The sequence below is a fragment of the Actinomadura sp. 3N508 genome, assembly GCF_044326375.1.
Classification (GTDB): Bacteria; Actinomycetota; Actinomycetes; order Streptosporangiales; family Streptosporangiaceae; genus Spirillospora.
This window is the reverse complement of sequence record NZ_JBIRAX010000004.1, coordinates 484,188-502,985: the sequence shown is the minus strand read 5'-3', so window position 1 is coordinate 502,985 and position 18,798 is coordinate 484,188. Positions and strand designations below refer to the sequence as shown.

At 70.3% G+C, this 18,798-nt stretch carries 23 protein-coding genes and 1 pseudogene; 10 read left to right on the top strand and 14 right to left on the bottom strand.

The features are described from left to right. Positions 1–64: 64 nt before the first annotated feature. Both ACH34S_RS17820 and ACH34S_RS17815 read left to right on the top strand, forming a co-directional pair. On the top strand, positions 65–361 hold the full coding sequence (locus ACH34S_RS17820; RefSeq protein ID WP_067893074.1) for a DUF4193 domain-containing protein: 297 nt from the start codon (positions 65–67) through the stop codon (positions 359–361). Between the two features lie 17 nt (positions 362–378). Then, entirely contained in the window at positions 379–1,185 is an 807-nt protein-coding gene (locus tag ACH34S_RS17815; RefSeq protein WP_395953767.1) for a hypothetical protein, read from the top strand. Positions 1,186–1,194: 9 nt separating this feature from the next. Here the strand turns inward: ACH34S_RS17815 and ACH34S_RS17810 are convergent, their stop codons facing one another. Continuing rightward, the gene (locus ACH34S_RS17810) at positions 1,195–1,482 is read right to left on the bottom strand and encodes a DUF4235 domain-containing protein (protein ID WP_395953766.1); all 288 of its coding nucleotides are present in this window, start codon (positions 1,480–1,482) and stop codon (positions 1,195–1,197) included. Positions 1,483–1,598: 116 nt separating this feature from the next. Here ACH34S_RS17810 and valS point away from each other — a divergent pair, with 116 nt between their 5' ends. From valS to ACH34S_RS17790, 4 genes are all read left to right on the top strand, one after another. After that, positions 1,599–4,124 (top strand): valine--tRNA ligase, encoded by a 2,526-nt coding sequence (valS, locus tag ACH34S_RS17805; protein ID WP_395953765.1) that lies wholly within the window; start codon positions 1,599–1,601, stop codon positions 4,122–4,124. Positions 4,125–4,265: 141 nt separating this feature from the next. Next, the gene (locus tag ACH34S_RS17800) at positions 4,266–4,742 is read left to right on the top strand and encodes a hypothetical protein (protein WP_395953764.1); all 477 of its coding nucleotides are present in this window, start codon (positions 4,266–4,268) and stop codon (positions 4,740–4,742) included. Between the two features lie 24 nt (positions 4,743–4,766). Beyond that, positions 4,767–5,765 carry a hypothetical protein gene (locus ACH34S_RS17795; protein ID WP_395953763.1) on the top strand — a complete coding sequence of 333 codons (999 nt, stop codon included), beginning with the start codon at positions 4,767–4,769 and terminating at the stop codon, positions 5,763–5,765. A 15-nt stretch (positions 5,766–5,780) separates the two neighbouring features. Further along, complete coding sequence (locus ACH34S_RS17790) at positions 5,781–6,308, top strand: hypothetical protein (protein ID WP_395953762.1); 528 nt, start codon at positions 5,781–5,783, stop codon at positions 6,306–6,308. Positions 6,309–6,312: 4 nt separating this feature from the next. On the opposite strand, the gene ACH34S_RS17785 is transcribed toward ACH34S_RS17790, so the two are convergent. Both ACH34S_RS17785 and ACH34S_RS17780 read right to left on the bottom strand, forming a co-directional pair. Continuing rightward, complete coding sequence (locus tag ACH34S_RS17785; protein ID WP_395953761.1) at positions 6,313–6,831, bottom strand: hypothetical protein; 519 nt, start codon at positions 6,829–6,831, stop codon at positions 6,313–6,315. After that, on the bottom strand, positions 6,828–7,262 hold the full coding sequence (locus ACH34S_RS17780) for a YbaB/EbfC family nucleoid-associated protein (protein ID WP_395953760.1): 435 nt from the start codon (positions 7,260–7,262) through the stop codon (positions 6,828–6,830). Before ACH34S_RS17780 ends, ACH34S_RS17785 begins: the two co-directional genes overlap by 4 nt. A 204-nt stretch (positions 7,263–7,466) precedes the next feature. On the opposite strand from ACH34S_RS17780, the gene ACH34S_RS17775 reads away from it, so the two are divergent. Then, complete coding sequence (locus tag ACH34S_RS17775) at positions 7,467–8,354, top strand: metal-dependent hydrolase (RefSeq protein WP_395953759.1); 888 nt, start codon at positions 7,467–7,469, stop codon at positions 8,352–8,354. Between the two features lie 15 nt (positions 8,355–8,369). Here ACH34S_RS17775 and ACH34S_RS17770 read toward each other — a convergent pair whose 3' ends face one another. The 9 genes from ACH34S_RS17770 to ACH34S_RS17730 form a co-directional block, all read right to left on the bottom strand. Beyond that, a complete protein-coding gene (locus ACH34S_RS17770) occupies positions 8,370–9,653 on the bottom strand; it encodes a cytochrome P450 (RefSeq protein WP_395953758.1) in 1,284 nt (427 codons plus the stop codon). A 68-nt stretch (positions 9,654–9,721) separates the two neighbouring features. Beyond that, positions 9,722–10,411, bottom strand: coding sequence for a YidC/Oxa1 family membrane protein insertase (locus ACH34S_RS17765; RefSeq protein ID WP_395953757.1), 690 nt, complete (start codon positions 10,409–10,411; stop codon positions 9,722–9,724). Positions 10,412–10,458: 47 nt separating this feature from the next. Next, positions 10,459–10,755 (bottom strand): DUF6412 domain-containing protein, encoded by a 297-nt coding sequence (locus ACH34S_RS17760; protein ID WP_395953756.1) that lies wholly within the window; start codon positions 10,753–10,755, stop codon positions 10,459–10,461. Between the two features lie 44 nt (positions 10,756–10,799). After that, the gene (locus ACH34S_RS17755; RefSeq protein ID WP_395953755.1) at positions 10,800–11,354 is read right to left on the bottom strand and encodes a hypothetical protein; all 555 of its coding nucleotides are present in this window, start codon (positions 11,352–11,354) and stop codon (positions 10,800–10,802) included. A gap of 18 nt (positions 11,355–11,372) precedes the next feature. After that, the gene (locus ACH34S_RS17750; protein WP_395953754.1) at positions 11,373–11,540 is read right to left on the bottom strand and encodes a hypothetical protein; all 168 of its coding nucleotides are present in this window, start codon (positions 11,538–11,540) and stop codon (positions 11,373–11,375) included. After that, a complete protein-coding gene (locus ACH34S_RS17745; protein ID WP_395953753.1) occupies positions 11,528–12,079 on the bottom strand; it encodes a hypothetical protein in 552 nt (183 codons plus the stop codon). The genes ACH34S_RS17750 and ACH34S_RS17745 overlap by 13 nt, the downstream gene beginning before the upstream one ends. Before the next feature lie 74 nt (positions 12,080–12,153). After that, positions 12,154–12,618: a hypothetical protein gene (locus tag ACH34S_RS17740; RefSeq protein WP_395953752.1), complete on the bottom strand. Its 465-nt coding sequence runs from the start codon at positions 12,616–12,618 to the stop codon at positions 12,154–12,156. After that, positions 12,615–13,142 (bottom strand): MauE/DoxX family redox-associated membrane protein, encoded by a 528-nt coding sequence (locus ACH34S_RS17735; RefSeq protein WP_395953751.1) that lies wholly within the window; start codon positions 13,140–13,142, stop codon positions 12,615–12,617. Before ACH34S_RS17735 ends, ACH34S_RS17740 begins: the two co-directional genes overlap by 4 nt. Further along, entirely contained in the window at positions 13,139–13,840 is a 702-nt protein-coding gene (locus tag ACH34S_RS17730; protein WP_395953750.1) for a hypothetical protein, read from the bottom strand. Before ACH34S_RS17730 ends, ACH34S_RS17735 begins: the two co-directional genes overlap by 4 nt. A 230-nt stretch (positions 13,841–14,070) precedes the next feature. Between ACH34S_RS17730 and dut the strand changes: the two are divergent. Both dut and ACH34S_RS17720 read left to right on the top strand, forming a co-directional pair. Beyond that, a pseudogene (gene dut / locus ACH34S_RS17725) lies at positions 14,071–14,508 on the top strand (dUTP diphosphatase); the annotation flags it as partial. 114 nt (positions 14,509–14,622) lie between these two features. After that, positions 14,623–15,456 carry a DUF3710 domain-containing protein gene (locus ACH34S_RS17720; protein ID WP_395953749.1) on the top strand — a complete coding sequence of 278 codons (834 nt, stop codon included), beginning with the start codon at positions 14,623–14,625 and terminating at the stop codon, positions 15,454–15,456. Between the two features lie 285 nt (positions 15,457–15,741). Here ACH34S_RS17720 and ACH34S_RS17715 read toward each other — a convergent pair whose 3' ends face one another. After that, entirely contained in the window at positions 15,742–16,443 is a 702-nt protein-coding gene (locus ACH34S_RS17715) for a PIG-L deacetylase family protein (RefSeq protein ID WP_395953748.1), read from the bottom strand. A gap of 29 nt (positions 16,444–16,472) precedes the next feature. Continuing rightward, positions 16,473–17,753 carry a sodium:proton antiporter gene (locus ACH34S_RS17710; RefSeq protein ID WP_395953747.1) on the bottom strand — a complete coding sequence of 427 codons (1,281 nt, stop codon included), beginning with the start codon at positions 17,751–17,753 and terminating at the stop codon, positions 16,473–16,475. 237 nt (positions 17,754–17,990) lie between these two features. Here ACH34S_RS17710 and ACH34S_RS17705 point away from each other — a divergent pair, with 237 nt between their 5' ends. Continuing rightward, positions 17,991–18,788 carry an ABC transporter ATP-binding protein gene (locus ACH34S_RS17705; RefSeq protein ID WP_395953746.1) on the top strand — a complete coding sequence of 266 codons (798 nt, stop codon included), beginning with the start codon at positions 17,991–17,993 and terminating at the stop codon, positions 18,786–18,788. Positions 18,789–18,798: the final 10 nt, after the last annotated feature.

The following is an 18,798-nucleotide window of genomic DNA, read 5'->3' as shown; positions in this document are numbered from 1 at the left end:
GTCCCCCGAGCGTTAGTTCCGCGCGACGGGGCGCATAAAGCACTGAGGGGGATGGAGACAGAAGATGGCGACCGACTACGACAGCCCACGCAAGACAGACGACGACCTCAGCGAGGACAGCCTCCAGGAGCTTCAGGCCCGGCGGGCCGACAAGGCCGCCAGCATCATCGACGAAGACCTGGACGCCGGCGAGGTCGCCGAGCTGCCCGGCGCCGACCTGTCGAACGAGGAGCTCACCTTCCGGGTGGTTCCGCGGCAGGCCGACGAGTTCACCTGCACGCGCTGCTTCCTGGTGCACCACCGCAGCCAGCTGGCCACCGAGAAGAACGGCCAGCCGATCTGCCGCGAGTGCGCCGCCTGACCGGGAGTGGCCGCAGGGTGCCGGGAGAGATCGAACGTCAGGAGGACAGGGAGCCGTCCCGCCGGAACGGCTCCGCCGAACTCGGTGAGCTGGTCGGACGGCTCACCGCCGAAGAGAACATGGACCGCGAGACCCGCGGCCGCCTGCTCGGCCGTCTGGCCGCACTGCTCGGCCAGAAGACCCGCAGAGCAGGCGCCGCGGGCGTCGCGCGCGGCCGGTGGCTCGGCGACCTGCTCGTCGAGGCCGCCCCGCACATCCCGATCCGCGACCTCGAGACGCTGCAGGCCCACCATCACGGCCTGATGGGCGAGGAACTCGCCGACAAGATCGTGAAGGTGGCCGGAAACAGCACGACCGCCGTCGGCGCCGCCGGCGGCGCGCTCGCCGCCGTGCAGTTCGCCGCTCCGCCGCTGCTGCTGACCGCCCCCGCTCAGCTGGCGGCCGAGACCCTCGTCGTCGCGGCCATCGAGGTCAAGATGATCGCCGAACTGCACGAGGTGTACGGCATCACCGTCCAGGGCACCGGAACGGCCCGCGGTGCCGCGTTCGTCACGTCCTGGGCCCGGCAGCGCGGCATCAACCCCCTGGAAGCCGGTTCCCTCACCAGCGCCCTGGGCACGGCGGCCAAGTCGGCCCTGCGCAAACGCATGCTGCGCACCTTCGGCCGCAGCCTGGGCACCATGGGCCCGTTCCTGACCGGCGCCGCCGCGGGCGCGGCCCTCAACCGCTCCGCCACCAAGGCCCTGGCCGCCAAGATCCGCCACGACCTGCGCCAGAACCTGGGAACCCCACCCCCGCTCCCAGGCCCGCGTCCGCCGCGCTGAACCCTCCCCCTAGACCTCGGTCTTGAGGTTGGACGGGAGCTCGCCGGTGCCCTTGGCCCACTGCTTCGCGGCGGCGCGGGTCGCGAGCAGGCGGGCGAGCTCCATGCCGACGCCCATGACCACGGCCCAGCCGATCGCCTCGGTCAGCGCGACCTCAGGGGACTCGGGATTGGTCGGCGGCTCCTTCCCGGTGCTCTTCTTCCAGGCCAGCGTGATGACCTTCTTCGCGACGAAGCCGCCCGCGAAGGCCGCGGCGCCGGCCATCACCCGCCAGCCGAGGTCGCCCTTGTCCGCCATGATCGTCCTCCAGTCGTCCCTGTGGTTCCGACGCTACCGGAACCGTCCGCCGGTGATCGTCGCGTTCGGGCCGGTAATCGGGATGCGATGCGGGGCCCGGTCAATACGATTGATCCATGACAGAGCAGCCGCGTACCCCGAGCGTCCCTTCCAAGCCCTCCCTGGACGGCCTGGAGGAGAAGTGGGTACGCGCCTGGGAGGACGGCGGCGTCTACCGCTTCGACCGCACACGACCGCGCGGCGAGGTCTTCTCGATCGACACCCCGCCGCCCACCGTGAGCGGTTCCCTCCACGTCGGCCACGTCTTCTCCTACACCCACACCGACACCGTCGCGCGGTATCACCGCATGCGCGGTCGGGCGGTCTTCTACCCCATGGGCTGGGACGATAACGGCCTGCCCACGGAGCGGCGCGTCCAGAACCACTTCGGAGTGCGGTGCGATCCGTCCCTTCCGTACGATCCGGACTTCGAGCCGCCCGCCAAGCCCGACCCCAAGCGGCAGCTGCCCGTTTCGCGGCGCAACTTCATCGAGCTGTGCGAGCGGCTCACCGCGGTGGACGAGAAGGCGTTCGAGGAGATGTGGCGCCGTGTCGGCCTGTCGGTCGACTGGGGGCACCTGTACACGACGATCGGGGACGTGTCCCGGACGGCGTCCCAGCGGGCCTTCCTGCGGAACCTCGCGCGGGGCGAGGCGTACCTGTCCGAGGCGCCGACGCTGTGGGACGTCACGTTCCGCACGGCCGTCGCGCAGGCCGAGCTGGAAGACCGCGAGCAGGCCGGGGCCTTCTACCGGATCCGGTTCCATGGCGACGAACGGCCCGTCTACATCGAGACGACGCGGCCCGAGCTGCTGCCCGCGTGCGTCGCGCTGGTCGCGCACCCCGACGATGAGCGGTACCGGGAGCTGTTCGGGACGACCGTCCGCACGCCGCTGTTCGGCGTCGAGGTCCCGGTCGTCGCGCACCGGCTGGCCGAGCCCGGCAAGGGGTCCGGCATCGCGATGATCTGCACGTTCGGCGACGTCACCGACGTCACCTGGTGGCGCGAGCTGAACCTGCCCACGCGCGCGATCATCGGCTGGGACGGGCGGCTCGCCGCCGACCCGCCGGAGGGCGTCCCCGCGCACCCGTACGGCGAGCTGACCGGCAAGACCGTCTTCTCCGCCAAGGAACGGGTCGTCGAGCTGCTGCGCGAGTCCGGCGACCTGGACGGCGAGCCCCGCAAGATCACGCGGCCGGTGAAGTTCTACGAGAAGGGCAGCAAGCCGCTGGAGATCGTCACCACGCGGCAGTGGTACATCCGCAACGGCGGTCGCGACGAGGGCGTCCGGGCGGAGCTCCTCGCGCGGGGCCGCGAGCTGGAATGGCACCCCGGCTACATGCGGGCCCGGTATGAGAACTGGGTCGAGGGCCTGAACGGCGACTGGCTGATCTCCCGGCAGCGGTTCTTCGGCGTGCCGATCCCCGTCTGGTATCCGCTGGACGAGGCGGGCGAGCCGCGCTACGACGCGCCGATCGTCCCGGCGGAGGGCGCGCTGCCCGTCGACCCGTCGTCCGATGCCCCGCCCGGGTTCACCGAGGGGCAGCGCGGCGAGCCCGGCGGTTTCATCGGCGATCCCGACGTCATGGACACCTGGGCGACGTCGTCGCTGACCCCGCAGATCGCGGGCGGCTGGGAGCGCGACGCCGAACTGTTCGGCCGCGTCTTCCCCTACGACCTGCGCCCCCAGGCGCACGACATCATCCGGACGTGGCTGTTCTCCACGGTCGTCCGCGCGCATCTGGAGCACGGGTCGCTGCCGTGGAAGGGCACCGCTCTGTCCGGCTGGATCCTCGACCCGGACCGCAAGAAGATGTCGAAGTCGAAGGGGAACGTCGTCACGCCGATCGACCTGCTGCGCGAGTTCGGGTCCGACGCCGTCCGGTACTGGGCGGCGAGCGGGCGTCCGGGCACCGACACGGCGTTCGACACCGGCCAGATCAAGGTCGGGCGCCGTCTCGCCATCAAGATCCTCAACGCCTCGAAGTTCGTGCTGGGGCTGGGGGAGGTGCGCGCGGACGCGGCGGTGACGGAGCCGCTCGACCGGGCGATGCTGGCGACGCTGTCCGGGGTCCTCCAGGACGCGACGGACGCGTTCGAGGGCTACGACTACGCGCGTGCTCTGGAGCGCACCGAGCGGTTCTTCTGGGAGTTCTGCGACGACTACTTGGAACTGGTCAAGGCACGCGCCTACGGCGACGGGCCGGAGGGCCAGTCTGCGCGGGCCGCGCTGCGCACGGCGCTGTCGGTTCTGCTGCGGTTGTTCGCGCCCGTCCTGCCGTTCGTGACCGAGGAGGTCTGGTCGTGGTGGCGGCAGGGGTCGGTGCACGCCGCGTCGTGGCCGGCGGTGGCGGAGCTGCCGCCGGGCGGCGACCCGGGCGTCCTGGCGGCGACGGGGGAGGCGCTCCGGCAGGTCCGCAAGGCGAAGTCGGAGGCGAAGGCGTCGATGCGCGCCGACGTGTCCCGCGCGGTGGTGCGGGGCGCCGAGGTGATGCGCATCGCACGCCCGGACCTGGCCGCCGCCGGACGCATCGCCGACCTGAAACTGGAGGACGCCCCGGCCGACCTGACCGTCGACGTTGTCCTCGCCCCGTCCGGCTAGCTCGTCCTTTCCATCGTTCCTTCGAAGTTGATCATAAGTAAGTGGTCCCATCAGGAATGATGCGCCGGTCGTGACCATTCGCGCAGTCGGCCGAGTGCGGTGAATGTGGGCAATAGGAAAACAGGTCCACTGGGCGCTGCTATGCTGCCGCTGAACTTTTCCGGTGTCGTTACGGCCTGTCGCGTGGCGGGGTCGGTGCGGTCGAGTCGAAAGGACGGCATGGCACCACCAGAAACCCCGGGCAACGGGCCGGGTGCGACCATGCGGCCGGCGCTGCCGATCTCACCGTTCGGGAATGCGCCGGTGACCGCCGCCGGTGGTGGCGTGGAATTCGACCCTCCCGTGATCGAGGCGTTCGGCGGCAAGCTGATCAGAGCGGTGGGCCAGGAGTTGACTGCGGCACGCAAGCACCTCAACGGCGCGCCGCGGGCGGTGGAGGCCACCTCGTTCACCACGTTCTGCATTCCGCTGGCTCACGCCTACACCCAGGCCACCGAGTACGCCGACGTCGACCTCATCACCAAAGAGAAGGTCCTGACGGACTACGACGCCAAGCTCAGGAAGACCGCCGAGATCCTCCGCGAAGCGGACAAGAAGAGCGCACCACAGAGCAAATAGCCCCCTGCCTGGTAGGAGACTGGTGTGGCCGACAACGGCCTGAGCGCCCTCGAGAACGTCGCCAAGGCCGCCTATTGGGAAGCGACCATCGCGGCCTTCTTCATCCCCAACGCCTGGTCCATGGTCGCCATCATCTACCAGGCGCAGTCGAACCCGGGGCAGCTCTGGGACGCCGCCGACGAGTGGTACGAGGTCAAGCAGCGGCTGGTCGCGGCCGACAAGGAGGTCACCGCGCAGCTCAAGTCGCTGAGCGAGCGCGACTGGTCGGGCAAGGACCGCGACGCGTTCGACAAGAAGCTGCACGACTATCAGAACCAGATCCGGCTCTCCTACGCCTTCGCCGTCTCCGTCCACGTCATCCTGAAGATCATGGCCATGCTCATCGCCATGTTCATCATGATGATGTGGGCCTTCGCCACGATCATCTTCATCTACGCGATGATCATTTTGGCGTTGCAGGTCATGGCGCGGCTTCCCGTCGTGAACGTGTGGGCCGGGCCCGCGCTCATCGCCGTACAGACGCAGGCGAAGGTGATCACCGGTCAGCTCTACATGACTCTGAAGTCGGCTGAGAAAGGTTTGGAGACCTTCGGGAAGGGGGCCGCCGCCACGTTGGCAGGGCTGATGGCCATCGATGTGACGGGCCAGATGCTCACGGGGAACACCGCCGCCTACCCTGACTTCGCCCAAGCGGCGGTGAACAGCGCGGACGATGTGGCCAAAGGACACCTCGCCCTCCTGGAGCAGAAACTGACCGCTCAGTTCATGAAGGGGAAGAAGCTGGGCGGCGCCGACCTCGGTGCGATCTACAAGTTCCCGCAGGCGAAGATCCCTAAGAACATGCGGTCCTGGTTCGAGAGGGGCGGTGGCGTGAAGGGCACGGCCGACGTAGGCATCCCCGGTGCCAAGGAGGGCACCATCCCTGCTGGGGGTTCACCGACTGTGACTCGGCCTGTCACCGGGCTAGGGGAGAAGTACGGCGATTCCTTTGTGAAGCGGACCGATGCACTTCCTCCCTCGTAAGAACTGGAGAATACTTTGACGTCGCCGCCGCAGGAAGTGGTGTTCGAGAACACCGCCAAGGGGCTTCCGCTGGTCTTCGGCTCCTTAATCATCATTGCCGGTGGAGCGACCTGGCTGGGATTAAGGCTCGGTGGCTGGGTAGGGATCTGCCTTTTTGTGGTGGCCGGACTTCTGCTGACCCTTATGGTCTACATCACGCAGTCCATGCTCCGTGTGGGGCCGAGTATGTTGCTGCTGACACCTGAGGGGTTGGTCTACAAGGTGGGTGGAAAGCGGGACGTGGTTCCGCCGGAAGCCATTGAGGCGGTCGGCTTGGTGCGCCGCAAGGATGTGGGGGCCAACCTGATCCTCTGGTTCGATGCTTCGCGAATGCCTGAGGTGCCGAAGAACATCCGGCGGCGGGAGAAACCACCCGGTCAGATCGTGCTGACGGTGGTCATGGACGAACGCGACTCCTTCCCGCCCGAGCGGGTCAGAGAGGTGCGGGAACTCGTGCAGGCGCACGGATTGGGGGAATGGCGGAACCGCAGTGCCGCGACGTGACGGGTCAACCCATTCCGGAGAGCTCGCCCTGCATCTCGTCGGCGATGATGACCATGGCCAGCATCACCACGTCCCAGCTGGTGGAAGTGTTCGCCTGTAGGTCAACCGTCCAGGAGTGAGCGCCGCTGAGCCGGACGGTGGCCACCGGCGAGCCGGACGTCTCTTCGGCCTCCACGGGACTCCAGGCCGGATTGGTTTTGATCGTTCCCATGGACGTGCCCGTATCGTCCTGGACGGTGTACTCCAGCTTCAGGGGCAACAGCCTCCTCTTTTTCTTGATCGATGCCGGGAGAATACCGTCGACCGTCTCCACCCGCAGTTCGTCCACACCGCTGGTGTCGACGTTGGGCATCTCGAACAGGAGTGTCTCGTCCGCTCGCACGATCTGGAGATTCCCGCCCGAAGTGAACATCGTGCGCCAGGTCTGGCGCGGGCGCTTCACCCTGGCCAGCACGGTGCCTTCCCAATCAGTGAAGACATCGTCGGAGAACAGCAACTCGCCGGTGCCGAAGAGTGTGCTCATCGTCCGAAGTTCCTCTGCATCTGGTCGAATATCTTGGTCGCGTCCCGCAGGCCGCCGGTGAACAGGTCCTGGATGCCGGCGATCGTCTCCTGGAGTTCCGCAGGGTCGGGCTGGATCTCGTCCGGGTTGCCTCCGGGGCCGAATATCTCGCTGGTGAGGTCGTCCATCTGACGCTGAAGGTCCTGCTTGGCGGCAGCCGCGACCTCGACGATCGTCTCGGCGAGGTTCTCTGACCCTGTGCGTAGCGCGCGGGGATCGATCTGGAGTTTGGCCAGCTCACCGAGAGGGCCCCACTCGATCTTGATCCGGCCATCGTCCGATTCCGCGCGACCCAGCAGTTCGGCCGTCCGCGACTTCATCTCTTCGGCATTGGCCACCTGGCGCTCGGAGGCGCGTAGCAACTTGTCAAGGTCGAACTCATGATCTGTCATGGGAGCCTTTGCCGTCTCGTGCGCCGAAATGCCGCTCCGATATTAACCACCCCGTTGAAGGGCGGACGGGCTATTAAGGCAACTCGTACGGCTTGCGAGGCGGGTGCCTCCGCAGGGCTGCCCGCCCCTTGACGCGGGCCGTCGCCCCGGCCATATTGGATGCTTCGTCCAATTGCGTGGTGGTCATGGCACGGGAGGAAGCGGATGAGCGAGATCGACGAGCGGCACCCCGTCATCGCCCCGCGGCGTGTCAGGTTCGACTGGGCGGACACGCCGCTGCACTGGATCCCGGACGAGCCCGTCGCCACGCATTTCATCAACGTCCTGCACCTGCTCCTGCCCGCCGGTGAGCGATGGTTCGTGCACGTCTACAAGCAGACGCTCCCGCTCGTGGCCGACGACCCGCGCCTTCACAAGGAGGTCAAGGGGTTCATGGGCCAGGAGGCCGTGCACGCCTACTCTCACCAGGGCGTTCTCGACCGGCAGATGCTCGCGCAGGGCCTCGACCCGCGTCCGCTCACCGATCGGATCGAGTGGATGTTCACGCGGCTGCTCGGTGACCGGCGGCCGCTGCCGCTCATGTCCAGGCGGCGGTGGCTGGACGTCCGGATCGGGATCATCGCCGGCATCGAGCACTACACCGCCGCCCTCGGCCAGTGGATCCTCGACGCCCGCGAGCTGGACGACGCCGGCGCCGACCCGACGATGATGGACCTGCTGCGCTGGCACGGCGCCGAGGAGGTCGAGCACCGCTCCGTCGCGTTCGACGTGTACGAGCACGTCGCCGGACGGTACTGGACGCGTTTCTTCGCGTTCTTCCTCGGCGTCCTCGCGCTGCCGCTGATGGTGTACGCGGGCGCCGCGTACCTGTGCCGGGCCGACCCGACGCTGAAGGGCGTCCGCCCCCGGATCCGGGACTACCGGCGGGCCGTGCGGCGCGGGCTGTTCCCCAGCAACCGGTTCATGGTGTCCGCAGCCCGCACGTACCTGCGGCGCGACTACCACCCGTCCCGCGAGTGCTCGACGCAGCGCGCGCTCGACTACCTGGCCGTGTCGCCCGCCGCCCAGGCCGCCGCGTACAAGACCCCCTGACCCGCCGCGCACCGCTCAGAACGTGCAGGGCAGGTGCTTGATGCCGTTGATGAAGTTGGAGTAGAGCATCCGGGGTTCGCCGCTCGCGCGGATGTCCGGCACGCGCGTGAGCAGTTCACGGAACATCACCGTGATCTCCTGCCGGGCGAGGTTGGCGCCCAGGCAGAAGTGCGGGCCGGGGCCGCCGAACCCCAGGTGCGGGTTGGGGGAGCGGGTGATGTCGAAGACGTCGGGGTCGGTGAACACGTCGGCGTCGCGGTTGGCGGAGTTGTAGAAGAGCAGGACCTTGTCGCCGGCCAGGTATCGCTGGCCGTTCATCTCGTGGTCGCGGGTCACGGTCCGGCGGAACTGGATGACGGGCGTCGCCATCCGGACGATCTCCTCCACCGCGCCGGGCGCGTGCGCGTCGAAGTCCTCCATCAGCAGGGCCCGCTGCTCCGGGTTGTCGGTGAGCAGCTTCAGGCCGTGCGACATCGCGTTGCGCGTGGTCTCGTTCCCGGCGACGACGAGCAGGATGAAGAACGACCCGATCTCCTGGTCGGTCAGCGACTCGCCGTCCACGTTGGCGGTCACGAGCCGCGACACCAGGTCGTCGCCGGGGTACCTGCGGCGCCGCCGGGCCAGCTTCATCGCCAGGTGGTTCAGCTCGTACCCGGCCGCCATCGCCTGCAGCAGCCCGTACAGGACGCCGATCCGGGTGATGTCGCCGCGGTAGAGGTCCCTGCCGCCGGTGTACTCGGGGTCGCCGAGGCCCAGGATGATGTTCGTCCGCTGGAACACCATGGGACGCAGCCGCCGGGGGATGCCCATCATGTCGCAGATGACCTCCAGGGGCAGCCGGGCCGCGACGTCGGTGACGAAGTCGGCCGAGCCCTTGCCGCGCAGGTCGTCCACGATCCGCGTCGCCGTCGTTTGGAGGTCGGCGTCCAGCTTCGCGAGGACGCGCGGGGTGAACGCCCGCGACACGATACGCCGGATCTTCGCGTGCCGCGGGTCGTCCATGTTGATCATCGAGCCGAAGTAGCGGGCCATGTAGCGGGGCAGGTCGGCGATGCTGGTGGAGGACGGCTCGCTGCTGAAGACCTCCGGTGTCCGGCTGGCCTCCACCACGTCGGCGTGCCTGGTCAGCGCGTAGTAGCCGCGTCCGGTCCTGATGAACGGCATCTTGAGCTCGCGGAAGAACGCGGGCCGGTCCCGCTCGCGGAGCCGCGCGAACGCGGCCAGCCGCTGGTCCGGGGGCAGGGACCAGAAGTTCAGGTCCGACAGGTCGATCTCGCCGGTGTCTCGCACTGCCGTCACCGCACACCGTCCTCACGGGGCTCCGAACGCCATTCGGTTTCCATGGAACCGAAGCGCGCGGACATCCGTCAAGGGGCGGCCACGACCCATCGCCGGAGCACCGCCCGTTCCACGGCGGTCCACACCCCGGACGTGAGCAGGTAAACCCCCGCCGCCAGCGGCACGAACGCCGCCACGACGATCGTCCCGAACGGCACCAGCCGCGCCGCCGTCCCCATCGGCCCCTCCGCGGTGACCCGCCGGGACGACCACACGGCGACGGCCGCCAGCAGCGCGAACAGCCCCAGGAAGACCAGCGACGGCGGCGAGAACAGCCCGCCGCCGACGACCCCGATCCAGTTCTGCCCCAGCGGCGCCGCGAGCAGCGTGTGCGCGAGCAGCAGATTCTGGTGCCCCGCGATCGTCGCGGAGACGAACAGCCGGTACATGACCATGAAGAACGGGATCTGCGCGAGCATCGGCAGGCATCCCGCGACCGGAGACGCCCCCTCCGCCTCGTACAGCGCGGCCATCTCGCGGCGGAGCCGCTGCGGATCTTTCGCGTGCCTCTTCTGCAGTTTCTGGACCTGGGGCAGCAGCCGTGCCCGCGTCCGCTCGCCCCGCGCCCCCGCGACGGCCAGCGGAACCATCAGCAACCGCACGACGGCGGTGAACACGACGATCGCGAGGGCGGTCGCCAGGCCCCCGGCGACCGGTTGCAGGACGTCCGCCAGCCCGCCGACCAGGTCGGCGGCGATCGAAACAGGAATGTCGAACATGGGAGAACCTTCCGGAGGGGGGGAGAACGACGGCGTCTCGGCCGCGCTCAGGCGGCCGCGCTCTCCGCTCCGGGTGCTCTCGGACGGGGACGTCCCGCCGCGTCCGGATCCCGCTGCGGCAGGAAGGCGGTGCGCAGCGTCCGCTCTCGCAGCGCCGTCCGCACCCGGCCCGCCGCCCGGTGCCCGCGCCGCACGGCGCAGACCCGCACGACCGCCAGCGCCAGCAACCCCGCCACACCCACCGTGGCCAGCGCCAGCAGGCCCGGCTGCGCCGCCCCGTCCCCGGCCCACTCGGCCACGGCGAATCCCCGCAGAACCGCGAAGACCACCAGCGACCAGATCACAGCGAACCTTCCGAGTGGACGGATGAACCTCAGTCTCTCATCCGTCACAGGGCGAGGAAGGCGAGTGCCAGAAGGGTTGTCAGGGCGGTCGTGGTTTTGACGGCGGGCAGGCGCGCGGCGATGAGGGGGGCGCGGTGGTCGTCTCTGGAGAGGTAGGTGAGGGTCGCGCTCAGGGCGCGGCCGGTACCGAAGGCGAAGCCGGTCAGGAGGGTCACCGCCAGGGGCTCGTGGCTGAGGAGGAGGGCCGCGGCCAGGACGTAAGGGGCGGTGGACGAGACGTAGGTCCGGACGCCGGTGCCCAGCTCGAAACCGAATTGCAGCGTGCCCCGGCGCAGATTGGTCTGGAGGACTTCCTGCGGGATCTGGCGGGCGTTCTGCGGGAGGGGCAGGGAGACCAGGCCGAACTCGCGGGCCGTTCCGAGGGCCGCGATGCCCAGGATCACGGCGGTGCGGACGGACGCGGGCAGCGGTGCGGAGAAGCCCGAGAGCAGCCAGATCACCGCTGCGCTCACGGTGCCGCCGAGCAGCAGCCCGGCGGTGAAGACGGCCAGGATCTCGCCCTGCCGTACGGGAGCCCGCCAACCTGGCGAGAACAGCACGGATTCGCTGTTGCGCGTTCAAACGCTCCCGGACAGCGAGAACCCGGCGAGGACCCCGATCGACGCCCAGGACAGAATTGAGGCGTCCAGGGCGGCGGCCGATAGCGCGAGCAGTGCGACGGCGGCGACGGGCAGGAGCGGGTCGGTGAGGCCGCGCCGCAGCCGTCCGGCGGTCAGTTCTTGCACGCCGTTGCTTTACGGCAGATGGTCTTGTACCAGCTTCCCGCGTTCGATTTCTTCCAGCCGTCGTGGCAGCGCCAGGTGATGCCCTTCTTGCAACTCCCGCAAGCCTTGGAGTAGGCCCACAGCCATCCGTCCCAATGGCTGCCGTAGCAGTCGCTGGGACGCAGTTTGTAGCGTCCCGGGTCCGAGACCCCGGATTTGTGGAAGCCCTTGTACTTTCCGCTCGTCCGGCAGCATGAGGCGCACACCAGGCTCGGGCCGCAGCCGGGCGAGCAGTTGTGGCCGGACGCGTACGACGGGCAGCGCGGATAGATGTCGTAGTAGCCGACCAGCTCGAAGCCGGAGGAGAGGGCGTCCCGGGCGGGCGGGAACACGCCGAGCGCCTTGAGCCCGGCGGTCGCGCCCGCGGCGGCGAGGCCCGTGAGGACGCTGCGGCGGACGGGCCGCACCGGGGCCGCCTCCGGCGGGACGCGGCGGCGGGCGCGCCGGGCGCCGGGCGGGCGCGGGCCGCGCAGCGGCGGTACGTCCGCCAAGTCGATCATCGTGCCCTGCTCTTCTGGGGGACGATCCCCAGACCCCAGAGGCGGGCGCCCCGAAGATCCTCGCTTCGCTACGGTCATCGGGCCGCCTCCAAGGTCAGCGCGCGGAGGGCTTCGGGCGAGCCCACGGGTTCGGCGGCGCGCACCCGGCCGTCCGCGCCGACGAGCACGGCGAACGGGGTCGCGGGGACGCGGTAGGCGGCGAACAGGCCCTCCTGCTCGCCGGACAGCACGGTCGCCCCGGAGAGCACGGCCGCGCCGTCCGCGGGCGGGCCCGCGAAGATCGCGTGGAGCGGGCCGGTGCCGTCGGCGGCGGCCAGCACCTCCGTGCAGACGCCGCAGTCGCGGTCAAGGAAGAGCAGCAGGCCCGGACCGAGGCGGTCGAAGGACGGTGCGGGCGTTCCCGGCGCCGGGCCGAGACCGGTCGGCCGGGACGTCCCCTGGCCGAGCGCGTGGACCTGCCGGACGAGACCGGCGACCACCAGGGCGAGCAGCAGGATCGCCACCCACGACAGCAGCAGCGCGCTGCTCTGGAAGCTCATCCGGCCGACCTCCTCTCGATCATGGCGGACGGGAGCGTCCAGAGAAGGACCGCGAACCCCAGCCCCGCCGTGACGACGATGAACGATTCGTACAGGGACGAGCCGCTCGGGAGCCCGTGCAGGGCGCCGATGAGCGCGAGCGCCGACAGGGCCGCCGCCCGGCCCGCGATCCAGCCCGTCATCGGTGTGCCTTCGCCCGCGCAGCCGCAGGGCACGTCGGGCCGCGTGCGCGACACGTACGTCCCGTAGGCGGCGTACAGGGCGAGGAGGGCGGCCGACGCCGCGAAGGCGGTGCGCATCGGCCCGTCCAGGCGCAGGAGCAGCGCCGCCGTGCTGCCGGCGCCGGTCAACGCCTCAGCGGCGAGCACGGCCGCCGTCAGGGGACCCGCGAGCGCGCGCGGGATCGTCCCGTGCGCCCGCAGCGCCGAGGCGAGCATGCCGGGACGCCTCGCGTGCCCGGACAGCGACCCCAGCAGGACGAGCGGCACCGCGACCGCCGCGACGCCCGCCAGCAGCGCGGTCACGGGATCGCCTCGACCGCCAGCCCCGCGAGCCGGCGCGGGACCTCGCGCGCCCGGTCCTCGTCGGGCAGGACGGTCACCAGCAGCGACTTAAGGGCCAGCAGGAAATACAGGCCCTGGCCCTCCACCGAGTCCTGGAACAGCTCGCCGCCCGCGACGGGCGCGCCGCGCCACGACGGGAGCCGCCGCCGCGTCTGCCGGTTCAGCGGCGTGATCTCCAGGAGCCCGAGCTCCGGGACCTCCTTGACCAGTTCGGCGGGCTCGGGGCGGCGGGCCCGGCCGCGCGGGATCGCGATGACCCCGTCGGCGTGCTCGGTGAGCCGCACCGAGTCGAAGAACGCGACGGCGTCCGCCGGGCGCGCGTGGTAGAGGTGGGTGAACACTGCGTGGCGGCGTCCCTCCCACACGGCCGCGAGGACGGTCTCGCGCAGCCCGGTCCCGGAGTCGTGCGCCGCCTCGGCCCGGCCGACCCGCAGCCGCCCGTCCTGGACGCGGAACTCCTCGTCGAACCGCTCGACGCCGATGTCCTCGGCCCAGGCGAGCGCGTCCGCCCGGGTGCCGCTGGAGATCTCGTGCAGCCGCCCGCCGTCGGCGATCCGCGCCACCGACGTGCAGGGACGGCCGAGGTCATGGGGACCCGACAGCCGTACCCTGACGCCGTCCAGCGAGCGGTGGACGATCTCCCGTTCGGATGTGCCCATGACGCCCCCTTTCCTGCGGGACGCAATTCCCGCAGAAGCACCGCGGGTAACAGAGGCGACGCTACGCGTAATTCCACGCTTTGGGGCTGAATCTTCCGGAAGTGGTCACACTCGGGAACGGGTAAGGTCAACTGCCGGACTCGTGCGGCGGCGGCGTTTCAGCACCGGCCCGGCACCGCGCCCTCGGTAGGGTCGTCAGGTTTTCCGGCAGGTGAGCGTGAGGTGAACGCGTGAGCAAGGTCGATGTGCTGATCCGGCGGCTCGATCCCGGGCTGCCCCTGCCGCGGTACGCGCACGCGGGCGACGCGGGCGCCGATCTGGTCACGGCCGTGGACGTGACGCTGCCGCCCGGCGAGCGCGCCGTCGTCCCGACCGGGACGGCGATCGCGCTGCCCGATGGCTACGCGGCTTTCGTTCACCCGAGGTCCGGTTTGGGCGCTAGGTTGGGGGTGACCATAGTCAACGCACCCGGTACGGTCGACGCCGGCTATCGGGGTGAGATCCAGGTGACCCTGCTGAACACCGACCTCCGCGCCACCGTCGAGCTGCGGCGCGGAGACCGCATCGCGCAGCTGGTCGTGCAGCGGGTCGAGCAGGCGGTGTTCCACGAGGTCGCCGAGCTTCCCGGATCGGCGCGCGGAACCGGCGGCTTCGGCTCCACCGGCGGATTCGGCCCCGCGCCCGAAGGGCGGGCCCCCGAGGGGCTGCCCGCGCCCGGTGTGCCAGGGCCCGCGGGCGCGGATAATGCAGGCAATGAGCACAGTCGAGAAGGAGCGTGAGTCGTGGCTTTTGGACGTCGCCGGCAGGCCGAGGAGCCCGAGAAGGGTCCCGAGGTGACCGATGAGCCGGCGGAGGCCGTCGAGGACGCCGCAGAAGACGCCGAAGAGGCCCCCGCCAAGGCGAAGCCGGCCGAGGGCGGCCCGTGGGACTCCGAGGACTCCTTCCCCGAGATGCAGCGGCTCGACTTCGGGTCCATCCAGGTGCCGGTCGCCCAGGGCCTCGGCTTCCAGGTGAACTTCGAGGCCACCCAGGTGGACGAGGAGGGCAACCCGCTCGACGGGCGGCCCGTCGCCGTGCTGGTGCAGTACGAGGAGAGCGCCATGCAGTTGCAGGCGTTCGCGGCTCCGAAGCGCAGCGGCATCTGGGACGACGTGCGCCGCGAGACCGCCAAGGACATCCGCGAGGAGGCGCAGGGCCAGACCCAGGAGGGCGACGGCCCGTTCGGCCCCGAGCTGCTGGCGATGGTCCCCCAGGCGCTGACCGAGGAGGTCCTCGCGGAGATGCCGGAGGAGTTCCGGCAGCAGATCCCGGCCGAGTTCATCGAGCAGGGCTGGGCGCCGCAGATCATCCGCTTCCTCGGCGTGGACGGCCCCCGCTGGTTCCTCCAGGCCGTCGTGCAGGGCGCGGCGATCGAGAACGAGGAGCAGTGGCAGGTCCTGGAGGACGTGCTGCGCGGAGTTGTCGTCGTCCGCGGCGATGCCCCGATGCCCCCGCGCGACCTGCTGGAGCTCCAGATCCCGAAGGAGTTCAGCGAGGGCGCCGAGGAGGAGGACGACGAGGCCGTGGAGACCTTCGACCCCTTCGAGCGCGGCCCCGAGATCACCGAGGTCCGCTGACCCCCGCCCGCCACGGCCCGCCGACGCGGTGGGCCGTCCGCTGCGGGTGGGCCGTCCGCTCCGTGGGCCGTTGCTCCGCCTGATCTTGCCCGCCGTGCCGCGCGCCGTTTTCGGACGTGCGGCCGGCGGGTTTTCGCTGGGCCGCGCGCGGCGGATTCCTTGCGCCGGACGCCGCCCGGGTGGTCAATCGGGGCATGTCGAAGAAGACGCGCAAACGTCGTGCCCGCAAACGCGGCAAGTCCAACAAGGGCAAGCGGCCCAACGCCCGCCGCTAGCCGGGCCGGGTCAGCTCTCGATCATCTCGAACGTCAGCGCGTGCTCGACGCCGACGGCCCGTCCGACCTCCTCGGCGTTGCCGGTGAGGAACGCCGCCGCGTCGAACTCCGCGCCCAGGTTCGAGAAGTACACGTGGTGCGCGAGCAGCGAGTCGATGCCGGCCCGCAGGTGGCCGGTGATGTCCACGTAGTGCGTGTCCTGCGGTGATCCGCCGAACAGCGCGAACCGGACGCCCTGCCACGGGTCGAGGCCGAGGTCGCGGAACACCCACCGGTTGGCCGCGTCCCTGATCGCGTCCGCGACGGCGAGCCCGAGGACGCGGTGGTCGGCCATGTTGAACCCGCCGCCGGGGAAGGACTCCCGGAAGTTCAGCGACAGCACCACCTCGGGCCGGTGCCGCCGGATCGCCGCGGCGAGCGCCCGCCGCAGCGGCAGGCCGTACTCCAGCACGCCGTCCTGGAAGTCGAGGAACTCCACCGTCTCGACGCCGACGATGCGCGCGGCCTCGATCTGCTCCGCGCTGCGGAGCCGGGCGACCTCCGCGGGGTCCATCGAGTCGATCCCGGCCTCGCCGCGGGTCGCGACCACCTCCGTCACCGTCTTGCCCTGGCTCGTCCACTTCGCGACCGCGGCCGACGTCCCGTACTCCAGGTCGTCGGGGTGCGCGACGATCGTCAGCGCCCGGTCCCAGTCCTCAGGTACCTCGTCCATCCCTCCATCCTCGCCCATGGCACCGACAACTACAGGTAGCGGAGCCAGAGGTAGGGGGTGGCCAGCAGGATCGTGACGAAGGTGACGACCAGGCCGTAGCGGGTGAACCGCCAGAAGCTGATCGGCGTGCCGTTGCGGGCGGCGATGCCGAGCACGACGACGTTGGCGCTGGCGCCGATGGCGGTGGCGTTGCCGCCGAGGTCGGCGCCGAGCGCGAGCGCCCACCACAGCACGTCGCCCTCGTCGCCCGGGTGCTGCTGGACGAGGTCGGACACGATCGGGCTCATCGTGGCCACGTACGGGATGTTGTCCACGATCGCCGACAGCGCGGCGGACGCCCACAGCAGCAGCATCGCGGCCGTGCCGAGATCCCCGCCGGTCGCGTCGGCGGCGGCCTCGGAGATGTCGCCGATGACGCCGGTCTCGACGAGCCCGCCGACCATCACGAACAGCCCGGCGAAGAACACCAGCGTCGGCCATTCGACCTCGCTGAGGGCGTCCTCGGTGGTCACCTTCGTCGCGGCGACGAGCAGCCCGGCGCCGAGCAGCGCGACGACCGACGGCTCGTAGTGCAGGACGGGATGCAGCACGAACGCCGCGACGACGATCGCGAGGACGGCGAGCCCCTGCGCGAGGAGCCGCCGGTCGGTGATCGCGTCCCGTTCCTCCAGCTCCATGACCTCGGCCGCGAGGTCCGGGTCGTAGTGGAACGCGTCGCGGAACAGCCAGCGGCACAGCAGGCAGAACACCACGAGCAGGACGACGACCAGCGGCGCGAGGTGCACGAGGAAGTCGTTGAACGACAGGTTCCCGCGGCTCGCGATGATGATGTTCGGCGGGTCGCCGACGAGCGTCGCGGTGCCGCCGATGTTGGACGCCAGGACCTCGGCGATCAGGTACGCCTCGGCCTTCAGCGCGAGCCGCTCGCAGACCAGGAACGTGACGGGCGCGATCAGCAGGACGGTGGTGACGTTGTCCAGCAGCGCGGACGCCCCCGCCGTGAGGACGACCAGCATCACCATCAGCCGGTAGGGACGTCCCCGCGCGCGCTTGGCGGCCCAGATCGCCACGTACTCGAACAAGCCGGTCTGCCGCAGCACCGACACGATGACCATCATCCCGAGCAGCAGGAACACGACGTTCCAGTCGATCCCTGACTCTTCGGAGAAGAACGCGCCTTCGGCGTCGGTGATGTGCAGGAGCAGCATCAGGCCCGCGCCGCCGAGCGCCACCGCCGTCCGGTGCACCTTCTCGGTGGCGATCAGGACATAGGCGCAAACGAAGATCACGATCGCGGCGATGGCCGTCACGGGGCCTCCTGATCGGCATGGGGCTGACGGGACCTGCCGACCAGACTTCCCGGCGCACCGCCAGCGACTGTAACGCGGCGCGCCGCGTCCGGTCGAAGCCGGGCCGCGCGGCCCCGGAAATGGTGGGGTTTTGCCTACCTCGATCGGCGTGCTGGACCCATCCTCGGCGGCCGTCGCCGTCCGTAATTTCGTTCCTGCAGGCGCACCAGGAAGGAGCGCCGGGCTGGAGGGAAGACAATGATCGGACGTCAGGGACCGGGTCCCACGGGCCAGGTGCCGGGTGAGGCGCTTCGCCTTGAGAACGTGCGCAAGGTGTACGGCGCGGAGGGCAACCGGGTGGTCGCGCTGGACGGCGTGTCGCTGTCGCTGCCGTCCGGGTCGTTCACCGCGGTGATGGGCCCGTCCGGGTCGGGCAAGAGCACGCTGCTGCAGTGCGCGGCGGGCCTCGACCGTCCCACCGAGGGGCGCGTGTTCGTGGACGGCGCCGAGCTGTCCGGGGACGGCGAGGCGGCGCTGACGAAGTTCCGCCGGCAGCGGATCGGTTTCGTCTTCCAGCAGTTCAACCTGCTGCCGACGCTGAACGTGATGCAGAACGTGGTGCTGCCGCTGAAGCTGGCCGGACGGAAGGTCGACCGGCAGGGGGCGCGGGCCGTCCTGCAGCGCGTCGGGCTGGGCGAGCGGCTGGACCATCTGCCCTCGGAGCTGTCCGGCGGGCAGCAGCAGCGGGTGGCGATCGCGCGGGCGCTGGTCACCCGGCCGCGGGTGGTGTTCGCGGACGAGCCGACCGGGGCCCTGGACACGCGCAGCGCCCGCGACGTGCTCGGCCTGTTGCAGGAGTCGGTGCACATGTCCGGGCAGACGGTCGTGATGGTGACGCACGACCCGGTCGCCGCGTCCTACGCGAACGCGGTGCTGTACCTGGCGGACGGGCGGATCGTCGGCCACCAGGCCGCGCCGACCGCCGAGGCCGTCGCGGAGCGGATGACGCACCTGGCCGAAGAGGTCGAGCGGCAGCGGACGATGGCGGGGGCGTGACGAGATGTTC

Coding starts and splice junctions, on each gene's coding strand:
- ACH34S_RS17780 (WP_395953760.1), bottom strand. CDS start 7,262: ATGACAGATCATGAGTTCGACCTTGACAAGTTGCTACGCGCCTCCGAG.
- ACH34S_RS17820 (WP_067893074.1), top strand. CDS start 65: ATGGCGACCGACTACGACAGCCCACGCAAGACAGACGACGACCTCAGC.
- ACH34S_RS17745 (WP_395953753.1), bottom strand. CDS start 12,079: ATGATCGACTTGGCGGACGTACCGCCGCTGCGCGGCCCGCGCCCGCCC.
- ACH34S_RS17785 (WP_395953761.1), bottom strand. CDS start 6,831: ATGAGCACACTCTTCGGCACCGGCGAGTTGCTGTTCTCCGACGATGTC.
- ACH34S_RS17775 (WP_395953759.1), top strand. CDS start 7,467: ATGAGCGAGATCGACGAGCGGCACCCCGTCATCGCCCCGCGGCGTGTC.
- ACH34S_RS17810 (WP_395953766.1), bottom strand. CDS start 1,482: ATGGCGGACAAGGGCGACCTCGGCTGGCGGGTGATGGCCGGCGCCGCG.
- ACH34S_RS17800 (WP_395953764.1), top strand. CDS start 4,266: ATGCTGCCGCTGAACTTTTCCGGTGTCGTTACGGCCTGTCGCGTGGCG.
- valS (WP_395953765.1), top strand. CDS start 1,599: ATGACAGAGCAGCCGCGTACCCCGAGCGTCCCTTCCAAGCCCTCCCTG.
- ACH34S_RS17740 (WP_395953752.1), bottom strand. CDS start 12,618: ATGAGCTTCCAGAGCAGCGCGCTGCTGCTGTCGTGGGTGGCGATCCTG.
- ACH34S_RS17705 (WP_395953746.1), top strand. CDS start 17,991: ATGATCGGACGTCAGGGACCGGGTCCCACGGGCCAGGTGCCGGGTGAG.
- ACH34S_RS17730 (WP_395953750.1), bottom strand. CDS start 13,840: ATGGGCACATCCGAACGGGAGATCGTCCACCGCTCGCTGGACGGCGTC.
- ACH34S_RS17765 (WP_395953757.1), bottom strand. CDS start 10,411: ATGTTCGACATTCCTGTTTCGATCGCCGCCGACCTGGTCGGCGGGCTG.
- ACH34S_RS17715 (WP_395953748.1), bottom strand. CDS start 16,443: ATGGACGAGGTACCTGAGGACTGGGACCGGGCGCTGACGATCGTCGCG.